Source organism: Streptomyces sp. NPDC053541, assembly GCF_044544705.1.
Classification (GTDB): Bacteria; Actinomycetota; Actinomycetes; order Streptomycetales; family Streptomycetaceae; genus Streptomyces.
Genome location: NZ_JBITXM010000003.1, coordinates 407,064 through 428,160, shown reverse-complemented (window position 1 = coordinate 428,160; position 21,097 = coordinate 407,064). Strand labels below are relative to the sequence as shown.

Sequence of the window (21,097 nt, the reverse complement as noted above, 5' to 3'; positions counted from 1 at the left end):
GGGGGAAGGGGTACGGCCCGGTGGGGCTCAGCGGGGCGGGATCAGGACCCCGGGGCTGAGCACGCCGGACGGATCGATCTCCGCCTTGACCGCCTGGAGCATGCGGATGCCGAGGGGGCCGATCTCCTCGGCGTACCAGTCGCGGTGGTCGGTGCCGACGCCGTGGTGGTGGCTGATGGTGCCGCCCGCCGCCAGGATCGCGTCGTTGGCCGCCCGCTTGACCGGCGCCCAGTGCGCGACGGCGTCCTCGCCCTGCGCGGAGACGACGGTGAAGTAGAGCGAGGCGCCGTTCTCGTAGGTGTGCGAGATGTGGCACATGACGAGCGGCGGGGTGCCGGCCTCGGTGAGGGTGCGGGTGAGCGCCTCGCGCACCGCCGTGTAGAGGGCGGGGATCGCGGACCAGAAGGCGGCCGTCTCCAGCGTCTCGGCGAACGCGCCGGCGTCGAGCAGCGCGTCCCGCAGGTAGGGGGCGTTGTAGCGCCCGTGGGCCCACTTGTCGCCGGCCTCCTCGCCGACGAACTCGCCGTCACAGGCGAGGAGGACCTCGCGCACGGCGGCGCGCCGGGCGGCCGTCTCGGCCTCGGTGCCCTCGAAGCCGACGATGGCCATGCAGCCGGGGTTCTGCGGGAGTTCGGCGGTGCCGATGGCGTCCGGCTGGGCGAGGCCGATGAAGGTCTCGGACTCGTCGGAGAGCCGGAGCACGGTGGGGCGCGGGCCGTCCTGGGCGAGCCGGCGCAGCGCCTCGGTGCCGGCCTCGAAGGAGGCGAAGCGCCAGCCCTCGTAGATCCGCTTCTCGGGCAGCGGGCGGATGCGCACGGTCACCGAGGTGATGACGCCGAGGGCGCCCTCGGAGCCGAGGACGAGCTGGCGCAGGTCGGGGCCGGCGGCGGAGCGCGGGGCCCGGCCGGTCCAGAGGGTGCCTTCGGGGGTGGCGACCTTGAGGCCGAGGACCATCTCGTCGAAGCGTCCGTAGCCGGCCGAGGCCTGGCCGCTGGAGCGGGCCGCGGCGAAGCCGCCGATCGAGGCCCATTCGAAGGACTGCGGGAAGTGGCCGAGCGTCCAGCCGCGTTCGTTGAGCAGCGCCTCGCACCGGGGGCCGCGCAGGCCGGGGTGCAGGGTGGCGGTGCGGGACACCTCGTCGACGGCGAGCAGCTGGTCGAGGCGGCGCAGGTCGAGGGCGACGAAGGGGCGCTTGGTGGTGGGGGCGAGGCCGCCGACGACGGAGGTGCCGCCGCCGAACGGGACGGCGGACAGGCCGTGTTCGGCGCAGGCGCGCAGCACGGCGAGGACCTCTTCGTGGCCGGCGGGGAGCACGACGGCGGCGGGGAGGTCGTCCACCTCGCCGGCCCGGATGCGCAGGAGGTCGGGGGTGGACTTGCCGCGGGTGTGCCGGATGCGGCTCTCGGCGTCGTCCCGTACGCCGTCGGGCGCGGCGACGGCGGCGCGCAGGGCGTCCCTCGCCGCCTCGCTCAGGGCCGGGGCGGGCACGTCGATGTCGGCGAGGGCGGCCGGGCCGCTCTCGCGCGGGGTGACGCCCAGCAGGTCCCGCAGCAGGCCGGTCACCGATTCGGGCAGGGGGGCCGCCTTGGCCGGGTCGCCCCAGCCGCTCCACAACATGTCCACTTCGAGAGGTTCCTCACGGTCTGTTTCACGGACGGCGCTGCCGCTCGGCCCGCACTGGCATTACACTGTGACAGATGACGCCCATTCGTCACAACCATGCGGACGCGGATCCCGTGCTCGACGCAGCACGGGACTGCGTGCTCGCCGTCGGCGTACGGCGAACCACCCTCACCGACGTCGCCCGGCGGGCCGGCGTGTCCCGGATGACGCTCTACCGGCGCTGGCCCGACGTGCGCACGCTCGTCGGCGACCTGATGACCCGGGAATGGATCGCCGTCGCCGCCGGCGCCATGCCGCCCGTCGACGACGACCGGCCCGAACGGGCCCGGATCGTCGACGGACTGGTGGCGGGCGTCGCCGCGTTCCGCGCCCATCCGCTGTTCCGGAAGATCCTCGACGTCGACCCCGAGCTGCTGCTGCCGTACGTCCTCGACCGGCGGGGCGCCAGCCAGGACGCCCTCCTCGGGCTCCTCCTCACGGCACTGGAGGACGGGCACGAGGACGGCTCCGTCCGCCGGGTCCACCCGGACCTGCAGGCCCGGTCCCTGCTGCTCGTCGTCCAGTCCTTCACGCTCTCGCTGGGCACCATGGCCGACCGGGACGATCCCGAACTGAGCGAAGCCGCCTTCCTCGAAGAGCTGCGCACCCTCCTGGAGAGGACCCTCGCCCCGTGAACCCCGTGAACCCCGTGCATCCCGGGAACCCCTCGCGCACCGCCCCGGGCGGCACCGCCCTGTCCGGCTCCTCGCTCGACGCCGCGCGGCGCCGCCGCGAGCTGGAACGGCTCGCCGACGGCGAGACCGTCGACGTCCTCGTCGTCGGCCTCGGCGCCACCGGCGCCGGAGCAGCGCTCGACGCCGCGACCCGCGGACTCCGCGTCGCCGCGATCGACGCCCACGACCTCGCCTTCGGCACCTCCCGCTGGAGCTCCAAGCTGATCCACGGCGGACTGCGCTACCTCGCCTCCGGGCAGCTCGACGTCGCCCACGAGAGCGCCGTCGAGCGCGGCATCCTCATGGAGCGCACCGCCCCGCACCTGGTCCGCGCCCAGCCCTTCGTGCTCCCCCTCACCCCGCTGGTCAGCCGCGGCCAGGCCGCCCTCGCCCGCGCCGGGTTCGCCGCGGGCGACCTGCTGCGCGTCGGCGCCCGCACCTCCCGCCGCACGCTGCCGCGGCCACGCACGCTCTCCGCCGTCGAGACCCGGCACCTCGCCCCCGCCCTGCGCCCGGTCGGCCTGCGCGGCGGCCTGCTCTCCTGGGACGGGCGGCTCTGCGACGACGCGCGCCTGGTGACCGCCGTCGCCCGCACCGCGGCCGCCCACGGGGCCCTCGTCCTCACCCGCACCCGGGCCCTGGAACTGCACGGCGACGGCGCGCTGGTGCGGGACGAGACCACGGGCCAGGAGCTGCGCGTCCGGGCCCGCGCCGTCGTCAACGCGGCCGGGGTCTGGGCGGGCGGCCTGGTCGAGGACGTACGGCTCCGGCCCTCGCGCGGCACCCACCTCGTGCTGCGGGCGGAGACCCTGGGCCGGCTCTCCGCCGGACTGCACATCCCGATCCCCGGCGAGACCAACCGCTTCGTCCTGGTCCTCCCCCAGGGCGACGGGCGCGTGTACGTCGGCCTCACCGACGAGCCGGTGGACGGCGACGTCCCCGACGTGCCGGAGGTCCCGGAGACCGACATCGGCTTCCTCCTCGACGTGCTGGGCTCCGCGCTCGACGTCACCGTCCACCGCTCCGACGTGGTCGGCGCCTTCGCCGGGCTGCGGCCCCTGCTGGACACCCGGGACGCCGAGGGCCGCACCGCCGACATCTCGCGCAAGCACGCCGTGCTCACCTCGCCCGACGGCGTCGTCACGGTCGTCGGCGGCAAGCTGACCACCTACCGGCGGATGGCCGAGGACGCCGTCGACGCGGCCGTCGCCGCCCGCGGCCTGACCGCCGGCCCGTGCCGCACCGCGTCCCTCCCCCTCGTGGGCGCGGCCGCCCCGGGCGCCCTCGCGGGTCTGGACGCCCCGCCCCGGCTCGTCCGGCGCTACGGCTCCGAGGCCCCGGCCGTCCACGCCCTGGGCCTCGAGGACCCGGCCCTGGCCGAGCCCGTCGTTCCCGGTCATCCCGTCACGGGCGCCGAACTGCTCTGGGCGGTCCGCCACGAGGGCGCCCTCGACGTCTCCGACCTCCTCGACCGCCGCACCCGCATCGGGGTGGTCCCGGAGGACCGGGCCGCCGCGGAGGCGGCGGCCCGGGACGCCCTGGCCCGCACGGCACCGGTGGGGTGAGGGGGCGCGGGGCGCAGGTCCGGCCGCCGGAGCGGCCCGACCTGCGCCTTCGCCGAGTGATGCCGGGCACTTACGGCCGGTAACGGCCAGGTGCGCGTGTTAGCTTCCGGGCCGTGACTTCCCCGGCCCCGGAGGCGTACCCGTCCGGCATCCCCGATCAGCGGCTCGACCGGGCGCGCGACCCGGGACCGGTCGAGCCGTTCGACCCGTTCGAACGGCTCGCCCTGCTCGACGTGTTCGGCGAGCCCTTCGTCCGGGACCCGTACCCCTGGCTGGAGCTGCTGCGCACCGCCTCCCCCGTGCACCACGATCCCGGCACCGGGCTCTGGCTGGTGAGCCGGCACGAGGACGTGCGGCGGGTGCTGCTGGAGCCGGAGGAGTTCCTGCCGGACAACGCCCAGCACGCCGTCACCCCGCTGCCCGTCCCCGTGCTCCGGATCCTCGCCCGCGGGGGCTTCGCCCTGCCGCCCGCGCTCGCCAACAACGGCACCGAGAGCCACCCGGGACTGCGCCGCCTGGTCACCCGCTTCTTCCACGCCCGGCGGGTGGAGGCGGCCGTGCCCGTGATCGAGCGGATCGCCGGGGAGCTGCTCGCCGAGGTGCGCTCCGGCTCCCCGCTCGACGGCGCCGGTTCCCGCGACCTGTTCGCCTCGTACGCGCAGATCCTGCCCTGCCGGGTCCTGATGGAACTGCTCGGCATCCAGGACGTCGAGCCGGCGACGCTCATCCGCTGGAGCGACGCCTCCCTGGAGCTGTTCTACGGCCGGCCGCCGCTGGAGCGGCAGCTCGAACTCGCGGAGCTGGTCGCCGAGTTCCACCGCTGGCTCACCGCGACCGTGCGGAGCGGCGCGGTGCCCGAGGACTCCTTCATCGGGGCGCTGCGCCGCCACCGGCTGCCCGGCGGCGAGCCGCTGGACGTCAGGACGGCGGTCGCCGCCTGCTTCTTCGTGTTCATCGCCGGGCAGTCCACCACCGGCCAGCTCATCGCCACGGTGCTGCACCGCGTGTCCGCTGAGCCGGATCTGTGGAACCGGGTGGCCACGGAGGCCGGGCTCGCCGAGGCGTGGGTGGAGGAGGTGCTGCGCCGGGAGCCGCCGGTGACGACCTGGCGCCGGGTCACCTCACGGGCCACCTCCCTGGGCGGGGTGCGCCTGCCGGCCGGCGCGCCGCTGCTCCTCCTGCTGATGGGCAGCGGGTCCGACCCCGACGTCTTCCCGGAGCCCGCGGCGATGTGCCCGTACCGGCCGAACATCCGCCACCACCTGGCCTTCGGCGCCGGGCGGCACCGCTGCCCGGGCGCGTCCCTGGCGCGTACGGAGGCGACGGTGGCCCTGCGCGCGGCGGCGCGCGCCCTGCCGGAGGTCCGGCCGGCCGCCGGCGCGGCGGAGCCTCCCCTGCTGGGCCTGTTGTCGTTCCGGGCGCCGCTGGCGGTCCCGGTACGGCTGCCGGAGGCGTAGCGCCCACGCGGCCACCGTCTGCGCCGGCCTCCTCGGCCTCGCCGTGACCGAACCGCCGCCGACGACGACGCCCTCGTGCCGGTCGGCGCGATCCGGCACGCCTCGATCGCCGACGACCCGGCGCACGGCTTGCTGCGCGGGCGCGCCGAGGAGGTGACCTGAGCGCTCCCCCGGTGGGGCGAGGGTTCAGCGCGCCAGCCGGTCGAGTGCGGCGAGCACCGGGGCGACGCCGTCCTCGGCGGCCAGGCGGGCGGCCAGCGCGCGGGCCCGCTCGCCGTGGGAGGCGTCCCGCGTGGCGCGGCGCAGGGCCTCGGCGAGGGTCGCGGAGTCGAGGCGGCGCAGGGGCACCACGGCGGGAGCGGTGCCCAGGGCGGTCAGCCGGGAGGCCCAGAACGCCGCGTCGAACTGGACCGGTACGGGGACGGTGGGCACCCCGGCCCGCAGGACGGCGCCGGTCGTGCCGGCTCCCGCGTGGTGGACGACGGCGGCCGTCCGGGGGAAGAGCAGGGAGTGCGGCACCTCGTCGACGGTGAGGAGGTCGTCGCCCCGGGCCGCCAGTCCGGCCCAGCCCCGCTGGACGATGCCGCGCACGCCCGCGGCGCGCAGCGCGGTGACGATCTCGCGGCTGAGCCGTTCCGGGTCGGGGACGGTGGCGCTGCCCAGACCGACGAAGACCGGCGGGGGTCCCGCGGCGAGGAAGTCCTCCAGTTCGCGGGGCAGCCGCCCGGTCTCGTGCGGCCACCAGTAGCCGCACACCTCCAGGCCGGCGGGCCAGTCCCGGGGCCGGGGCACGACGAGCTCGCTGTAGCCGTGCAGGACGGGGCGGATCCGCCCGTTCGGGCCGCTCCCCCGGCTCCTGCCCCGGCTCCGGCCCCGACTCCGGTCCGGCGGCGCGATCCCGTACCGCGGGAGGGAACGTACGGATTCGGTGAACAGCAGCTCCACCGAGGCCATGACGGCCCGTCCGCTGAGCCGGTTCGCCACCGCGCCGAGGGACCGCGCCCCGAGGACCGGGGCCAGGAACTCCCCGGTCGGGTGCAGCGGTTGGAGGTGAAGGCCCAGGGCGGGCACCTTCAGGCCGTCGCCGAGGGCGTACCCGAGCGGGCCCAGCGCGCCGCCGACCAGCAGGACCTCGCCCTCCCGCGCCGCCTCGACCAGGGCCGCCGTCATCTCGTCGGCCGCCCGCCGGGCCAGCGACGCCAGCGCCATGACCTTGCCCGCGCCGGTCCGCGCGTCGTTCAGCCGCCGGCCCCGCGCGGAGCGCAGCTCGGCCCGGGGGTCCACCGGCAGCGGCCGGAAGCGCACCCCGGACCCCGCCACCAGGGGCTCGAACACCCCGTGCGCGGCGAGCGTCACCTCGTGCCCTGCCCGTACGAGACCGGCTGCCAGACCCGTGTACGGCGCGACGTCACCCCGCGAGCCCGCCGTCATCATCACGATGCGCACACGGCCAGTGTGCCCCGCCGGGGCCGGCCGCGGGGCCAGGCCTGCGGAACGTCGACGAACGCGCCGGCGGAACTCCACCTCGCGAACCACCCGATGCGCCCTTGATCGGATGACCTTCCCGGAGGGTGACGGCTGCTAGATTGCGCCGGATGACAGGCGACCCGGTGGGGATCTGGGCGGTGCCGGACGTGCCGGTCTCCGCGGACGGGGCACGGCGGGCGTGAGCGCGCGGGCCGTGCTGCCGGCGCCGCGCCGGGCGATGTGGCCGCTGTACGCGGCCGGGTTCACCACCGCGTTCGGTGCCCACGGGATCGCCGCGAACCTCGGCGGGTTCGCCGAGGACACGGTGACCTCGCTGCTCGTCCTGGGCGGGCTGCTCGCCCTGTACGACGGCGCCGAGGTGGTGCTGAAGCCGGTCTTCGGGACCCTGGCGGACCGGGTCGGCCCCCGGCCCGTCCTGCTCGGCGGGCTCGTCGCGTTCGCGGCGGCCTCGGCACTGTACGCCGTCGCGGACGGCCCCGGCTGGCTGTGGGTGGCCCGGCTCGGCCAGGGCGCCGCGGCCTCCGCGTTCTCGCCCTCGGCCTCCGCGCTGGTCGCCCGGCTCAACCCGGCCGCGCGACACGGGCGGGCGTTCGGCAGTTACGGCTTCTGCAAGTCGGTCGGCTTCACGCTGGGGCCGCTGCTGGGCGGTGTGCTGGTCTGGGCGGGCGGGCTGCGGCTGCTCTTCGCCGTGATGGCGGCGCTGGGCGCGGGCGTCGCGCTCTGGGCGCTGCTCGCCGTGCCCACGGTGCCGCCGCTGCCGCGCACCCGTCAGACCCTGCTGGACCTGGCGCGGCGGCTGACCTCCCGCTCCTTCGTCGTCCCCACCGTGGCCCTCGCCGGGGCGACCGCCGCGCTGTCCGTCGGCGTCGGTTTCCTGCCGGTCTCCGGCCGGGCGGCGGGACTGGGAACGGTGGCCACTGGAGCCGCCGTCTCCGTGCTGGCCGCCTGCGCCGGCGTCGTCCAGCCCGTGGCGGGGCGGGCCCTGGACGCCGGACGCCTCTCCACCCGTACCGGCCTGATCACCGGGCTGCTGACGGCCGCCGCCGGGCTGTGCTGCGCGATGCTGCCCGGACTGCCGGGCGTCCTGACGGCCGCGGTCCTGACCGGAGCCGGGACCGGACTGATCACACCGCTCGGCTTCGCCGCCCTCGCCGCCGCCACGCCCACCGAACGCCTCGGCCAGACCATGGGATCCGCGGAGATCGGCCGCGAACTCGGCGACGCCGGCGGCCCCCTGCTCGTCGCGGCCGTCGCCACCCTGACCACCCTCACGTACGGCTTCGCCGCACTGGCCGCGCTCCTCGCCCTGGCCGCCACCGCTCTCCTGGCCGGCGGCGGCCCCGCGAGGCCCCGGGGGTGACGGCCGGAGCAGGAGGGGCGGGGCCGGCGCGACGGGCCGGAACGGCTCGCTGCCGCCGTCAGCGGGTCAGCGGCGGACGGCGCCCTCCGTCGGCGGCTGCTCCGTGGCGCAGTGGAGGCACTTGCTCGCCGCCGCGGGCAGGTCCTCGGAGAGGCAGGCGGGGCAGGTCTTGAGCGGGCCGGGTTCGGCGAAGACCGTGACGCCGCGGCGGGCCTGGAAGTGCCGGTAGGGGACGACGATCAGGAAGTAGACGACCGCCACGAAGATGACGAAGTAGATCAGCGCGGAGATGAACTGCCCCAGGTCGAGGTAGGTCGCCTTGTTGCCCTCGTCGCCGAGCTGCCAGCCGAGCCCCGGGGACTCGCCGCCCTGGAAGCGGCTGACGATCGGGTTGATGACGAAGTCGGTGAAGGCCTTGATCAGGGTCGAGAACGCCAGCGCGATGACCAGCCCGACGGCGATGGTGATGAGGTCGCCGCGCATGAGGAAGTTCTTGAAGCCTTTGAGCACTGACCGCTTCCTTTCCTGGGGGTCGCTGTGCCCGGGCGCGGGGCCCGGCGGAAATGACCTGAGCAGCTAAGCGCAGGCCGCCCGGCCGGTACGGGAGCCACGTCGCGATGACGCACGGACGGGTGCAGCCGGGCCCCGCGGCCGGCGGGTGCGCCCGGCGCCGTCAGGGCGCGGGACGGGCGATCCGGGTCGCGACGCCGTCGAGGATCAGTTCGAGGCCGATCGTGAAGTCGGCGTCCCCGAGCGCGTCGTCGGAGGCGTCCGCCGGTTCCGGTCCGGCCTCGAACAGGGCCGAGGCGAACAACCGGGCCGTCTCCGGGAAGCGTTCGGGGTCCACGAGTCCGGCGAGGGCGCGCCCGTAGGCGCGCTCGGCGTCGGACTGGGGCTGGCCGTCGGCCCGGCCGCGGGCGAGCTCGTGCTCCTGCCGCGCGGTCTGCACCACGTAGCCGCCGACGAGGGACAGGACGCCGACCTTGTGCGCCCAGTCGAGCGGGGTGGGGGCCAGGACCGCGAGGGCGGCCTCCATCCAGGCGATCCGGTGGGGGCCGGAGGGCGGCCCGGTCACGGGCAGTTCGGCGAGCCAGGGCCGCTGCCGGTAGACGGCTTGCTGGGCGCGGGCCCAGGCGCGCAGTCCCTCGCGCCAGTCGCCGGCGTCGATGCGCGGCGGTGCGCCGAGGGCGTGGTCGCCCATGAGGACGAGGAGTTCGTCCTTGGAGCCGACGTAGCGGTAGAGCGACATCCCGGTGACGCCGAGGCTCTTGGCGACCTTGGGCAGGGTCGCGCCGTCGAGGCCGTCGCGGTCGGCGGCCTCGACGGCGGCGGCGACGACGCGGTCGACGTCGAGGGCCGCGGGGCGGCCCAGTCGGGCCGGCGGCTCCTCGACCCGCCAGAGCCGCCGCAGTGCCGCCGGAACGGCGTCCTCACTGGTCATGGTCCCCTCGGCCCTCCGGAAGCGTGATCCCTCATCATGACAGAGGACGAGTTAGTTTACGTGACATAGTTTGTGTGACACAGTTTCTCGGGTACGTCGAGAGGGCCCGGGGAGGGACCCCGCGCCCCGAGGGGGATGACACATGCCTGTGGACACCACCGTTCGCCCGGCGAACGGGCCGGTCCAGCGCGCCGACCGCGCCCTGGCCCCGGATCTGACCCGCGGAGCGATGCTCCTGATCATCGCGCTGGCGAACGCCGCCGGCGTCGCCTTCGCCGGCGAACCCGGCCTCCCGAGCGACCCGCAGGGCGCCGAGCGCGGGCTGACCTTCCTGCTCTTCGAGCTGGCGCACGCCCGCGGATACCCCGTGTTCGCCTTCATGTTCGGGTACGGCATGGTGCAGCTGGCCCGCCGTCAGGACACGCTCGGCAGCTCGCCGCGCCAGGTCCGCGCCCTGCTGCTCCGGCGCGGGTTCTGGCTCACCGTGCTCGGTTTCGCGCACGCCGCCCTGCTGTACTACGGCGACTTCCTCGGCGCGTACGGGATCGTCTGCGTCGCCGTCACGCTGACCCTGCTGCGCCGGGGCGACCGTTTCCACCGGATCGTGCTCGTGATCTGGGCGCTGTCGCTCCTGGAACTGCTCGTCCTCGGCGGGATCGTCGTCCACCGGGTCCTCACCGGCTCGGGCGACGCGCCGCTGCCCGTCGGCCACGTCGACTCGCTCGCCACCGCCTCGTACGCCGACTCGATCGCCGCCCGCCTCGCCGAGTGGCCCGCGCACACCCTGAGCACCCTGCCCTTCGTGGTGATCGCGTGGCTGGGCATGTGGGCGGCCCGGCGGCGCGTCCTGGAGCGGCCCGGAGCGCACCGGACCCTGCTCGTCCGCACCGCCGTCGCGGGCATCGGCATCGCGCTCGTCGGCGCGCTGCCGGCCGCCCTCGTCGGGGCCGGATGGCTCGGCGTCGACGCGTCCACGGCCCGGCTGGCCCTGCTGCTCCACGGCGGCAGCGGCATGTTCGCCGGGCCGGGGTACGTGGCGGTCTTCGGACTCCTCGCCGCCCGGGTCACCCGGCCCGACGGCCCGGTCGTACGGGGCCTCGCCGCGCTGGGACGCCGGTCCCTGTCGGGCTATCTGTTCCAGTCGGTGGCCTGGCTCGTGCTGCTGCTGCCCTTCACGCTCGACCTGGCCGGGCGAGGGGCGGGCGCCCCGACCGCGGTCGTGGTCCTCGTCGCCGCGGGCGTCTGGCTCGCCTCGGTGCTGATCGCCCTCCGCCTGGACGCCCGCGACCGGCCGGGCCCGGCAGAGACCGTGCTGCGGCGGCTCACCTACGGGGCCGCGGCACGCCGCCGGCGCCGGTCACACGGGCGGGCCGCATGATCCTGAGACGCGGGGAACAGAGATCGCGGACGCGAGGACAACGCCGTCCGGCGCGGCCACGGCATCATCGAAAACCGCGGAGCGCACCGCTCCTGACGCACCGCGCCGCCGCCGGCGCGCCCCGCACTCCCTTCCGCACCGACTCCCGACCCACTGACCCGCCCCGTACCGTCCCCGGACGTTCCGGGGCCGCACCAAGGATGATCACCATGGACCGTCTGGACGTCATCGACACCTGCAACCGCATGGCGTGGTACGCCGACCGGCGCGACTGGGACGCGCTGGCCGGGGTGTTCGCCGACAAGGTGACCCTGGACTACACGAGTCTCGACGGCGGCGAGCCCGTCACCCTCACCCCGGCCCGCATCGTCGAGGGCTGGCGCGCGGGCCTGGGAGCGTACGCCGCCACCCACCACCTGCTCGGAAACCACCTGGCCGCCGTCGACGGCGACGGTGCGGAGTGCACCGCCACTTTCCAGGCCACCCACCGCAAGGCGGACGACTCCCGGTGGACGCTGGGCGGCACCTACCGCTTCACCCTGGCCCGCACGGGCGGCGGCTGGCGCATCACCGGCGTGGTGATGACCACCGTCTGGAGCGACGGCGAGCGCTGACGCCACCCACGGACCGACCGGACCGACCACTACAGCCACGTTGGAGCACGCATGACGCGCACGATCAAGGTCACCTTCGACAGCGAGGGCGTCGCCCTCACCGGCAACCTCTTCCTCCCCGACGACGCCGGCGCCTCCGGCCCGCTGCCCGGGGTCGTGGTCGCCGGCACCTGGACCAGCGTCAAGGAGCTGATGGCCGACCGGTACGCCGAGCGGCTCGCCGCCCGCGGACACGCCGCGCTCTCCTTCGACTTCACCGGCTTCGGCGAATCCGCCGGCACCCCGCGGGACGTCGAGGACCCGGCCCGCAAGGTCCGCGACATCCACCACGCCGTCACCTTCCTGGCCGGCCACGAGGCCGTCGACGCCGACCGGATCGGCGCGCTCGGCATCTGCGCCGCCGCGATGTACATGTCCGACAACGCCGCCCGGGACCCGCGGGTCCGCTCGCTCGCCCTCGTCGCGCCGTGGCTCCACGACGCCGCGATCTGCGAGGCGGCCTACGGCGGCGCCGAGGCGGTCGCCGAGCGGGTCAAGACCGGCCGCGAGGCCCGCGCCCGCTACGAGGAGACCGGCGAGGTCGACTACGTGCCCGTCGTCTCGGCCACCGACGAACGCGCGGCCATGCCCTACGACATCGACTTCTACCTCAACCCGGCCCGCGGCGGCATTCCCGCCTGGCCCAACCGCTTCGCCGTCATGTCCTGGGCGGACTGGCTCACCTACGACGCCGTCGCGCTCGCTCCCCGCATCACCCAGCCCACCCTGCTCGTCCACAGCGAGGACGCCGCCATCCCCGAGGGCGCCCACCGCTTCCACGCGGGCCTCGCCGGCCCCAAGGACATCCTGTGGACCGAGGGCACCCAGTTCGACTTCTACGACCAGGAACCCCAGGTCGCCCTCGCCGTCGACACCGTGACCGCCCACTTCGGACGGACGCTCGCGTGATCCTCGTGACCGGTGCCACCGGAAACGTCGGCGGCGAGGTCGTGCGGGCCCTGGCCCGCGCCGGCGAGCCCGTCCGCGCCCTCGTCCGGCGGCCGGCCGACCTCCCGGCCGAGCAGGCCGTCGGGGACCTCGACGAGCCCGACTCGCTCGGGCCGGCCCTCGACGGCGTACGGGGAGTGTTCCTGCTGCCCGGATACCGGGACATGCCCGGACTCCTCGCGCGCATGCGGCAGTCCGGAGTGGAACGGGTCGTCCTGCTGTCGAGCCTCGCGACGGTCGCGACGGACACCGACAACGTCCTGTCCCGGTACATGATCGGCTCGGAGACGGCGGTGCGGGAGTCCGGGCTCGCCTGGACCTTCCTGCGGCCCAACGCCTTCATGTCGAACGCCCTGCGCTGGCTGCCGCAGCTGCGGGCCGGTGACGTGGTCAGGGACGCCTTCGGCGCGGTGCCGGTCGCCTCGGTCGACCCGTACGACATCGCCGCCGTCGCCGTCCGCGCCCTGCTCGACCCGGGGTACGAGGGGCAGGTGCTCGAACTGAGCGGTCCGGAACCGCTGCTGCCGGCCGAGCGTCTTGCCGTGCTGGCCGAGGTCCTCGGGCGCGACCTGCGCTTCCAGGCGCTCTCGGACGCGGAGGGCCGGGCCGACATGGCGAAGGCCGGGGTGCCGGAGCCGTACATCGAGGCCTTCTTCAGCTTCTACGGGGACGGCACCCTCGACGAGTCCCGGGTGTACCCGACCGTGGAGCGGGTCACGGGCCGTCCGCCCCGCGGCTTCCGCGCGTGGGCCACCGCCCACCGCGGGGCGTTCACCGGACCCGGGCAGGACTGAGCCGGGAACAGGACCGGGAAGAGCCCCTCGCCTCTCGTGCGGCGGGGGCTCCTCCGTCCCTGCGTCACCGGCGCCCTGGCGCCGGCCGTGCTCACGCGTCGAAGTCGGTTCCGCGGCTGACCTGTTCCCAGGTGCGGGCATCCGCCAGGGCGGCCTCGGCGTGGGCGGTGATCGCGTCGAGCGCGTCGTTGCCGAGGGCGAGCCGCAGCGGGGTCCGCTCGCTGTCCAGCGCCTTCAGGATGGCGGCGGCCGCCTTCGCCGGGTCACCGGCCTGCTTGCCGTCGCTGTCCGGCAGGCCCGTGCGCACCGCGCCGACGGTCTCGGCGTACTCCGGCATCTCCGCGGTCTGCTGCAGGGCGCCGCCGCCCGCGAAGGAGGTGCGGAAGGAGCCGGGTTCGACGATGAGCGCCTTGATGCCGAACGGGGCGACCTCGGCCGCGAGCGCCTCGGTCAGCCCTTCCAGCGCGAACTTCGTCGCCGAGTAGGCGCCGACGCCGGGAAAGGACAGCCGGCCGCCCATGCTGCTCATCTGCACGACGGCGCCGGACTTCTGGCCGCGCATGTGCGGCAGGACCGCGCGGGTGAGCCGGGCGGGCCCGAAGAAGTGCAGCTCCATGAGGTCCCGGAGCTCCCGGTCGGTGGTCTCCTCCACGGCGCCGACGAGACCGCGGCCGGCGTTGTTGACCAGCACGTCGATGCGCCCGAAGCGTGCCACCACGTCCGCGACGGTCGCGTCGATCCCGGCGCCGTCCGTGACGTCGAGGGCGACCGGGACCAGCCGGTCCGGGTGGGCGGCGGCGAGTTCGTCCAGGGCGGCCGGGCGGCGGGCCGCGGCGACGACGGTGTCCCCCGCGGCCAGGGCGGCCTCGGCGATGCACCGGCCGAAACCGGACGTGGCCCCGGTGATCAGCCACACCCTGCCCGGCACGGGCGTGCCGGACGTCGGATCCTGCGTGTTCAATCCGCCTCCTCGGCTTTCGTGCGCCGCCCTCGGAGCGGCGCACGGCGAGAATGCCCGATGTCCGTGCGGCCGTGTTGCCGTTCCGTCCGCACCGTCTTGACGACCCGTCGCCATCCCGGCCGCTCCCTCCCGCTCCCTCCCGCTCCCTCCGGCGCCTTCGCGCCCGGTCAGCCGCGCTCGGGCAGCGCCCGGGCGCGGTAGGCGCGCGGGGAGAGCCCGTACGCGGCCCGGAAGGCGCGGGTGACGTGGGAGGCCCGTGGCATTCCCCAGCGGGCGGCCAGCGCGTGGATGGGGACGGACCGCAGGGCGGGGTCGGCCAGATCGGCGCGGATGCGCTCCAGCCGCTGGGCGCGGATCCAGGCGGCCACCGTCTCGCCCGGGTGCTGCTCGCCGAAGACGCGGTGCAGATGGCTGAGCGAGATGTGGTGCGCGGCGGCGACGGTCGCCGGGGTCAGTTCCGGGTCGGGCAGGTGCCGGCGGACGAAGGTGCGGATGCGCTGGGCCAGCACCTCGTGCCGGGTCTCGGGTGACAGGGCGGCCTCGGCCTCCAGGGCGTGCGCGAGGACGGCGGAGACCAGGTCGACCGTGACCGTGCCGAGGCGGGGCGCGTCGGCCGGGCGGAGGGTGTCGGCGTGCCGGCCGAGGCTGCCGAGGAATTCCGCCAGGACGGCTCCCGTGCCGCTCCCCGCCGAGAGGCCCCGGCCGAGGATCCGTTCCATCCGGTGCGGGGGCAGCGGAAGCAGGTTGCGCGGCAGGTCGAGGCCCACCCCGGCGACGACGCCCGGCCGGCCGTCGGCCGTGGAGTCGGCGGCGTGGGCGTGGGACTCGCAGGCCTGCCAGCTGGAGTCCACCAGCAGACCGCGGGGGCCGATGGTGGCGGTCCCGCCGCGCTCGGGGGCCAGCGTCAGTCCGCCGTGGGTGAGCAGGGAGACGTGGTAGTGCTCGGCGTCGTGGCGGCGGATCCGCCGGGTGCTGCGCCGGAAGCGCGCGGGCGCGAAGGAGGTCCGCCACACCGTCACGGGACCGAGCTCCATCAGGAGCAACTCCGCGTGGAAGTCGCCGGCGTGGGGACTGGCCGTGTCGTTCGCGCGGCTCTGGGCGATCATCTCCCGCCAGCGGTCGAACCGTTCGCCGGGCGGAACATCCTGGCTGCGGAACAGCGTCCCGATCGCCACTGCACTCTCCGTCCTCCCCGCAGGGCGTCCCCAAGGGGCGGGTCGTCGCGCGGAGGTGATGGCCCGTCGTCGCCCGGCCGCCCCCCGCGCCGCCGTCATGAAGTGCGCACGATTCTGCACGGACACCCGGAGGAGACGAGCACCCGGCCCGGCCTCGCCCTCGGAAACGGATCGGAGTGAGTCCTCACTCATTGACGGAGTGAGCACTCACTCCGTACTCTCGTCGACATGACGGAACCTCAGAAGAACCAGAGCACCCGCCGCCGCGCCCCCGCGATGTCGCCGGAGCGCCGCCGCGAAATGATCATCCAGACCGCGATCCCGCTGATCGCCGAGTACGGGGCGGCCGTGACGACCGCGAAGATCGCACGGGCCGCGGGCATCGGCGAGGGCACGATCTTCCGGGTCTTCGCCGACAAGGAGGAACTGCTGCACGCCTGCATGGCCGAGGCCCTCTCCCCCGAGCACGCCGTCCGCGAGCTCGACGCGATCGACGTGGACCAGCCGCTCGCCGACCGGCTCACGGAGGCGGCCGAGGCGCTGCAGGCGCACCTGTCCAGGATGGGCGCGATCGCCGGCTCGCTCGGGCACGGCGGCGGCAAGCACCCCGGCACCGTGCGCGGTGCGGGCCGCCACGAGTCGACGACCCGGATCCGCGCGGCCCTCGCGGACCTGCTGGAGCCGGACCGGGCCACCCTGCGCCGGCCGCCGGAGCAGATCGCGGCGCTGTTCTTCGGGCTGCTCTTCACCCAGCCGCGTACGGACGACGAGCCCGATCTGACCCCGCGGGAGCTGGTCGAGCTCTTCCTGCACGGGGCCGCCTCGGGGGCCGCGCGGTGAGCGCGCGGGCCCGGCGCCTCGGGGTGGTCGGCGGGGCCGTCCTGCCGCCCGTCCTGGTGTGGCTCGTCACCGACCCGCTGCTCGGCCACCCGCTGCGGATCACGGACGGCGAGCAGGTGCTCGACATCGGCGGCGGAGCCGTGGCGTTCCTCGCGCTGCTCGCCTCCCTGGCCGGCTGGGGACTGCTGGCCGCCCTGGAGCGGTTCGGGGTGCGGCGGCCCCGGACGGTGTGGACCCGGTCGGCAGGCGCCGTACTGGCCGTGTCCTTCCTGCCGTTCACCGGCGGCGGCATGGACGCCGGCACCGCGGCCGCCCTGGCGCTGATGCACCTGGCGGTGGCGGCGGTCCTGATCCCGGGGCTGGCCTCCACCTCGCCCGCGGCGGGACCCCGCACCGCGCGGGCCTGACGCGGATCCTCACGTGCCGTCGGGGGCCGGTTACCGGCCGGAGCCGGGGGGCCGGCGCTACCGGGCGGGCGGGAAGGCGGGCGGCCACAGGTGCTCCCCGGGGGTGCCCGTGTCGCCGGCCTTCCAGGCGGGGTCGTAGGCGCAGGGCACGCTCGCGCCGCCGGTGAAGTACTCCCGGTCCCGGTACCAGGTGAAGGACATGCGCTCGGCGCCGTCGTCGCGCTGGACGAACAGGTCCCAGTCCTTCCCCGGCCCGCCCTCCCGGTACGAGGTGATCTCCCAGCCCTGGTCCTTGAGGTGCTGGTGCAGCCGGCGCAGGCCCGGTTCGGCCTGGCTCGCCGGCACGTGGTCCAGGGCCCAGCTGTGGTGCATCGAGGAGGCGCCGTCGACGGTCTTGTCCTCCATGCCGAGCAGGCCGCCGTCGTGACAGGCCTGGGAGCCGAGGGTGTTCTGCGTGCTGACGCCGAGGTCCGCGACCCCGGGCCGGATGGTGCGGGTGAAGCCCAGCACCTCGTAGGCCTCCCGGGAACGCTCCACCGCCCGGCTCGCCATCTCCTCGGGGGCCACCCGGGGGAAGTCGGTGGCACCCCAGGAGTGCCAGACCAGCGCGCCGACGAGAACGACGACGCCGAGGAGCGCGATGCCCGCGCAGCCGAGGGCGCCGGTGACACACGAGGAGGCCGCCCGGGACCCGGCCGCTTCGGGGGCGAGGTCGGGGGTGAATCCGGGGGCGGACGTGGGGCCGGGGGCGGGGCCGGGCGTGCTTGGCATGTTCTCGTCGGGCATACGAGAACCCTATGCAACGGCCCGGAACCGCCGATGGGCGCCCGTACCGGAGCCGGCTGAGTACGCGTACTCATCTCCGGTACGGGGGCCGCGTCTCCGGTACGGGCCGGGCCCCGGCCGGGCGTCAGGATGCCGGCGCCCGGGCTCAGTCGCAGCAGTCGCAGCAGCACTTGCAGGGGTTGCAGCAGCCACCACCACCGCCGCAGCCGTCGCCCGAGCCACCCGAGGAGCCGGAGCCGCCGGAGCCGTGCCCGCCGCCCCAGCCGCCGGAACCACCGGAGGAGCCGCCCGAGTTGCCGCCGCCGTGGCCGCCGAACCAGCCGTCGCCGCCACCGGAGCCGTCCCGCTGCGAGCCACCGCCGCTCCGTCCGTCGCCGAACTGGATCGGCTCCCCGTCGTCCATCCCGTCGTCCGCCGCGCAGCGGCAGCAGTCGGTGCAGAGTCCGCAGTCCCGGCACAGCCGGCGCCACTGGCCGCACCGCCGGCACTGCCCCTCGTACGGGCGGCCCGAGGCCCGCGGGGCGCCCTCGCCCGCCACCAGTGCGCCGACGCCGCAGCTCTCGCCGCTCGCCGGGGGCGCCGTCGCCTCCGGCGACGTACGGCGGCCCAGCCAGGGCAGCATCCGCGGGCCCCGCGCCTGGTGGCGGTGCCGGTGCTGCCGGTGGCGGGGGTCGAAGACCCGGTCGACGGCGCGTTCCAACTCGCCGCCGAGCAGTGCCCGTACCAGCCGGTCGTCGACGAACTCGGCCTCCGCGAGGGCGAGTCGGATGCCGTGCACGGCGTCGTCGCAGAGCCGGCGCACCTCGGCCCGGTCCGTGCCGGTGACGGCGATCGGGTTCCAGGAGCCGGAGGCCCGGTCGGCGTCCAGGTCCTCCACCGCGTCCAGGAGGTGGGCCAGCCGGCCGAACAGGCGCCCGGCCTCCGCCAGCGGTTCGGCGTTGCCCGGGCGGCCGGTGAGCACAGCGGTGTGCGCGAAGGCGGCGGCGGTCGCCGTCTCCGTGGGTTCGGTGACCGTGAGCAGGGAGCCTCCGGGGCCGGTCAGCCGCTCGATCTCGGGCTGGCGTTCCACCGCCTCGATCAGCACCGCGGTGTCGAAGCCGAGCCGTTCGCCGCCGGCGGCGCCCGCCCGGTCCCAGCCGTGGGCGATCCGGCGGGCCGCGAGGGTGACCGGGCGGCGTCCGAACAGGCCGTCGCCGTCGGCGACGTGGTCACGTATCTTCGCCGCGGCCAGCACCAGCGACACCGTCGCCGCGAGCCGCGCCCCTTCGCCCTGCGCCACGTCCGCCGACCGCATCCCGCGCAGCGGGCACGGCCCGGCGCCGCGCCGCCAGTCGCCGGTGCGCTCGGACTGCGCCTCGGTCAGCACCGAGACGATCAGGCCGTCGTAGTTGGTGGCCACCCGTGCGAACTGCCCGTACTCGCCGCGCAGCGCCAGGCAGAGGCCGCACAGATGCGCCATCCACTCGGTGCGCAGACCCTCGCCCAGGCGGTGACGGCATGGCCTGATGATTCCGAACATCGCATGTCCCCCGTACGCGTGACCGCCCGGTCCCTCGCCGGGCGGCGGCCCTCAGTGTCACACGCGTACGTCCGCCCGGAACGGCCGGGCCTCAGTGCGGCAGGTCGTGCTCGGCCCAGACCACCTTGCCGGTCACCGTGCGGCTCGAACCCCAGCGGCGGCACAGCATGTTGATGAGCTGGAGGCCCCGGCCGCCCTCGTCGCCGAGGTCGGCGTGCTGGATCTGCGGCAGGTCAGGGCCGGTGTCCGACACCTCCACGACCAGGCGCTCGCCGCGCAGCAGCCGGAGCCTGCCGGGTCCGTTGCCGTAGCGCAGGGCGTTGCCGACGAGCTCGGAGACGACGAGTTCGAAGACGTCGGCGAGCTCGGTCAGGTCCCACACGGCGAGCTGGTCGGTGACCAGTCCCCGGGCGACGGAGGCCGCCCGGCCCTCCTGCGGCAGCTGCCACTCGCGCAGGTCGGCCGGCCCGTCGGCGGACGTCGTCGCGTCGGCGACGGAGGTCGCGACGAGGAGCACGGCCTCGTCGAAGCGGGTCGTGTCGCCGGCGGGGGCGGAGGCGAACAGGCCGCCGCTCTCCAGGGCGCCGGGGGCCAGGTCGCGGGCGGCGGCGCGCAGTCCGTTCAGCTGGTGCTCGACGTCCCCGTGCCGGGACTTGACCAGCCCGTCCGTGTACATGACGAGGTGGCCGCCGGCCGGGACCTCCACCCTGACCCGGTCGTACGGGATCACACCCGCGCCGAGCGGCGCGCCGATCGGCACGTCCACGAACTCGGCGGAGCCGCCCCCGTCGACCAGCAGCGGCGGCAGGTGCCCGGCGCTGGCCAGGGTGAAGGTGGAGTCGGCCGGGTCGAACACGGCGCAGAGGAAGGTCGCGACCTGCTCGTCCTCCAGGTCGCGGGTGGCGAGGTCGAGGCGGGCCAGGACGCGCTCCGGGGACATGTCCAGGGTCATCAGGGTGCGGGCCACGGCCCGCAGGCGTCCCATGGTGGCGGCGGCGGGCAGCCCGTGGGCCATGACGTCGCCGACCATGAGGGCGGTGCGTCCGCCGGGCAGCGCCATCACGTCGTACCAGTCCCCGCCCACGCCCTGGTGCCCGGTCGGCGGCGCGTACTCGGCCCGGACGCGCAGCCCGGGCGTCACGGGGGTGGCGCGCGGCAGCAGCGTGCGCTGCAGCGTGACGACGTGCTCGCGCTCGCGCCCGTACAGCCGGGCGTTGTCGATGTAGACGGCGGCCTGGGAGGCGAGCTGCTCGGCCAGGGCGAGGTCGGTGGAGGAGAACGGCGGCGAGCCGGGGCCGCGGACGAAGTCCACGCTGCCGAGCAGCAGCCCGCGGGCGATCAGCGGCACCGCGAGGTAGCTGTGCACTCCGGCGGCGCGCATCTTCGCCGCGGCGCTCGCGGTCGGCGCGACCTTGGCGAAGTCGGCCGGGCCCATCCGGCTCACCAGGACCGGCCGGCCCTGGCGCAGGCAGTAGCGGTGGAGCAGCGTCTCGTGCTGCGCCTCGGCGCGGACGGAGGTCTCGCCCACGGGGGTGGGTTCCAGGGAGGACAGCTCCTCGACGGCGCTGACCGCGATGGCCCGCATGATCGGAACGCCCGTGCCGGTCCAGCGCGCGCCCTCCTCGCCGCGCAGGACGCTCTCCAGGATGTCGACGGCGGCTCCGTCGGCGAAGGCGGGCACGGTGAACTCGGCCAGCTCCTGGGCGGTGCGCTCCAGGTCGAGGCTGGTGCCGATCCGGGAGCCGGCGGAATTGAGCCAGGCGAGCCGGCCGCGCGTGGTGAGCCGGTCGAGGGGGACCTCGCCGCCGATCCGTCCCAGCCGCCTGCGGGTCGCGGCCGAGCGGTGCGACGCGGCACCCCTCCCGGCCGAGGCGCGAGCCGTCAGGCGTCGTCTCCCCTTGCCGCCGTTCACTCTTTCGGCCTCCAGACAGGAACTACTCGACCGGTGCTCGTGCCCAGCATGCACCCCTTCGCGGCCGATCGGGCCGC

The 21,097-nt window shown here is 75.6% G+C and carries 19 protein-coding genes; 10 read left to right on the top strand and 9 right to left on the bottom strand.

All coding sequences use genetic code 11. The features are described from left to right. Nucleotides 1–27: 27 nt before the first annotated feature. Nucleotides 28–1,623: an FAD-binding oxidoreductase gene (locus ACIGW2_RS09145; RefSeq protein WP_391651991.1), complete on the bottom strand. Its 1,596-nt coding sequence runs from the start codon at nucleotides 1,621–1,623 to the stop codon at nucleotides 28–30. Nucleotides 1,624–1,697: 74 nt separating this feature from the next. Here ACIGW2_RS09145 and ACIGW2_RS09140 point away from each other — a divergent pair, with 74 nt between their 5' ends. The 3 genes from ACIGW2_RS09140 to ACIGW2_RS09130 all read left to right on the top strand — a co-directional run bounded on the left by ACIGW2_RS09140 (nucleotide 1,698) and on the right by ACIGW2_RS09130 (nucleotide 5,358). Beyond that, nucleotides 1,698–2,297, top strand: coding sequence for a TetR/AcrR family transcriptional regulator (locus tag ACIGW2_RS09140; RefSeq protein WP_399842298.1), 600 nt, complete (start codon nucleotides 1,698–1,700; stop codon nucleotides 2,295–2,297). A 5-nt stretch (nucleotides 2,298–2,302) separates the two neighbouring features. Then, a complete protein-coding gene (locus ACIGW2_RS09135; protein WP_399842729.1) occupies nucleotides 2,303–3,901 on the top strand; it encodes a glycerol-3-phosphate dehydrogenase/oxidase in 1,599 nt (532 codons plus the stop codon). Nucleotides 3,902–4,014: 113 nt separating this feature from the next. Further along, nucleotides 4,015–5,358 (top strand): cytochrome P450, encoded by a 1,344-nt coding sequence (locus ACIGW2_RS09130; RefSeq protein ID WP_399842297.1) that lies wholly within the window; start codon nucleotides 4,015–4,017, stop codon nucleotides 5,356–5,358. A gap of 186 nt (nucleotides 5,359–5,544) precedes the next feature. Here the strand turns inward: ACIGW2_RS09130 and ACIGW2_RS09125 are convergent, their stop codons facing one another. Beyond that, nucleotides 5,545–6,804 (bottom strand): glycosyltransferase, encoded by a 1,260-nt coding sequence (locus ACIGW2_RS09125; protein WP_399842294.1) that lies wholly within the window; start codon nucleotides 6,802–6,804, stop codon nucleotides 5,545–5,547. A 259-nt stretch (nucleotides 6,805–7,063) separates the two neighbouring features. On the opposite strand from ACIGW2_RS09125, the gene ACIGW2_RS09120 reads away from it, so the two are divergent. Further along, complete coding sequence (locus ACIGW2_RS09120; RefSeq protein ID WP_391652458.1) at nucleotides 7,064–8,206, top strand: MFS transporter; 1,143 nt, start codon at nucleotides 7,064–7,066, stop codon at nucleotides 8,204–8,206. A 66-nt stretch (nucleotides 8,207–8,272) separates the two neighbouring features. Here ACIGW2_RS09120 and ACIGW2_RS09115 read toward each other — a convergent pair whose 3' ends face one another. Together ACIGW2_RS09115 and ACIGW2_RS09110 are read right to left on the bottom strand one after the other, a co-directional pair. Further along, nucleotides 8,273–8,716, bottom strand: coding sequence for an MscL family protein (locus tag ACIGW2_RS09115; RefSeq protein WP_391651995.1), 444 nt, complete (start codon nucleotides 8,714–8,716; stop codon nucleotides 8,273–8,275). Nucleotides 8,717–8,879: 163 nt separating this feature from the next. After that, entirely contained in the window at nucleotides 8,880–9,647 is a 768-nt protein-coding gene (locus ACIGW2_RS09110) for a TetR/AcrR family transcriptional regulator (protein ID WP_399842291.1), read from the bottom strand. Between the two features lie 142 nt (nucleotides 9,648–9,789). Here ACIGW2_RS09110 and ACIGW2_RS09105 point away from each other — a divergent pair, with 142 nt between their 5' ends. The 4 genes from ACIGW2_RS09105 (at nucleotide 9,790) to ACIGW2_RS09090 (ending at nucleotide 13,420) form a co-directional block, all read left to right on the top strand. Continuing rightward, complete coding sequence (locus ACIGW2_RS09105; protein ID WP_399842288.1) at nucleotides 9,790–11,025, top strand: DUF418 domain-containing protein; 1,236 nt, start codon at nucleotides 9,790–9,792, stop codon at nucleotides 11,023–11,025. 209 nt (nucleotides 11,026–11,234) lie between these two features. Further along, on the top strand, nucleotides 11,235–11,639 hold the full coding sequence (locus tag ACIGW2_RS09100) for a nuclear transport factor 2 family protein (protein WP_399842285.1): 405 nt from the start codon (nucleotides 11,235–11,237) through the stop codon (nucleotides 11,637–11,639). 51 nt (nucleotides 11,640–11,690) lie between these two features. Next, a complete protein-coding gene (locus ACIGW2_RS09095; RefSeq protein WP_399842282.1) occupies nucleotides 11,691–12,587 on the top strand; it encodes an alpha/beta hydrolase in 897 nt (298 codons plus the stop codon). Next, on the top strand, nucleotides 12,584–13,420 hold the full coding sequence (locus tag ACIGW2_RS09090; RefSeq protein ID WP_391651999.1) for an NAD(P)H-binding protein: 837 nt from the start codon (nucleotides 12,584–12,586) through the stop codon (nucleotides 13,418–13,420). Before ACIGW2_RS09095 ends, ACIGW2_RS09090 begins: the two co-directional genes overlap by 4 nt. A 91-nt stretch (nucleotides 13,421–13,511) precedes the next feature. Here ACIGW2_RS09090 and ACIGW2_RS09085 read toward each other — a convergent pair whose 3' ends face one another. Both ACIGW2_RS09085 and ACIGW2_RS09080 read right to left on the bottom strand, forming a co-directional pair. Beyond that, the gene (locus tag ACIGW2_RS09085; RefSeq protein ID WP_399842278.1) at nucleotides 13,512–14,381 is read right to left on the bottom strand and encodes an oxidoreductase; all 870 of its coding nucleotides are present in this window, start codon (nucleotides 14,379–14,381) and stop codon (nucleotides 13,512–13,514) included. Nucleotides 14,382–14,548: 167 nt separating this feature from the next. Further along, nucleotides 14,549–15,556 (bottom strand): AraC family transcriptional regulator, encoded by a 1,008-nt coding sequence (locus ACIGW2_RS09080; protein WP_391652001.1) that lies wholly within the window; start codon nucleotides 15,554–15,556, stop codon nucleotides 14,549–14,551. A gap of 228 nt (nucleotides 15,557–15,784) precedes the next feature. On the opposite strand from ACIGW2_RS09080, the gene ACIGW2_RS09075 reads away from it, so the two are divergent. Next, nucleotides 15,785–16,396, top strand: a complete 612-nt coding sequence (locus tag ACIGW2_RS09075) for a TetR/AcrR family transcriptional regulator (protein WP_391652002.1) — start codon at nucleotides 15,785–15,787, stop codon at nucleotides 16,394–16,396. Continuing rightward, nucleotides 16,393–16,803 carry a DUF6069 family protein gene (locus ACIGW2_RS09070; protein WP_399842273.1) on the top strand — a complete coding sequence of 137 codons (411 nt, stop codon included), beginning with the start codon at nucleotides 16,393–16,395 and terminating at the stop codon, nucleotides 16,801–16,803. Before ACIGW2_RS09075 ends, ACIGW2_RS09070 begins: the two co-directional genes overlap by 4 nt. Nucleotides 16,804–16,860: 57 nt before the next feature. On the opposite strand, the gene ACIGW2_RS09065 is transcribed toward ACIGW2_RS09070, so the two are convergent. From ACIGW2_RS09065 to ACIGW2_RS09055, 3 genes are all read right to left on the bottom strand, one after another. Continuing rightward, the gene (locus tag ACIGW2_RS09065) at nucleotides 16,861–17,589 is read right to left on the bottom strand and encodes a hypothetical protein (RefSeq protein WP_399842270.1); all 729 of its coding nucleotides are present in this window, start codon (nucleotides 17,587–17,589) and stop codon (nucleotides 16,861–16,863) included. Nucleotides 17,590–17,734: 145 nt separating this feature from the next. Next, the gene (locus ACIGW2_RS09060) at nucleotides 17,735–19,108 is read right to left on the bottom strand and encodes a DUF5685 family protein (RefSeq protein ID WP_399842267.1); all 1,374 of its coding nucleotides are present in this window, start codon (nucleotides 19,106–19,108) and stop codon (nucleotides 17,735–17,737) included. Between the two features lie 91 nt (nucleotides 19,109–19,199). Then, nucleotides 19,200–21,020 (bottom strand): SpoIIE family protein phosphatase, encoded by a 1,821-nt coding sequence (locus tag ACIGW2_RS09055; protein WP_391652006.1) that lies wholly within the window; start codon nucleotides 21,018–21,020, stop codon nucleotides 19,200–19,202. Nucleotides 21,021–21,097 lie beyond the last annotated feature (77 nt).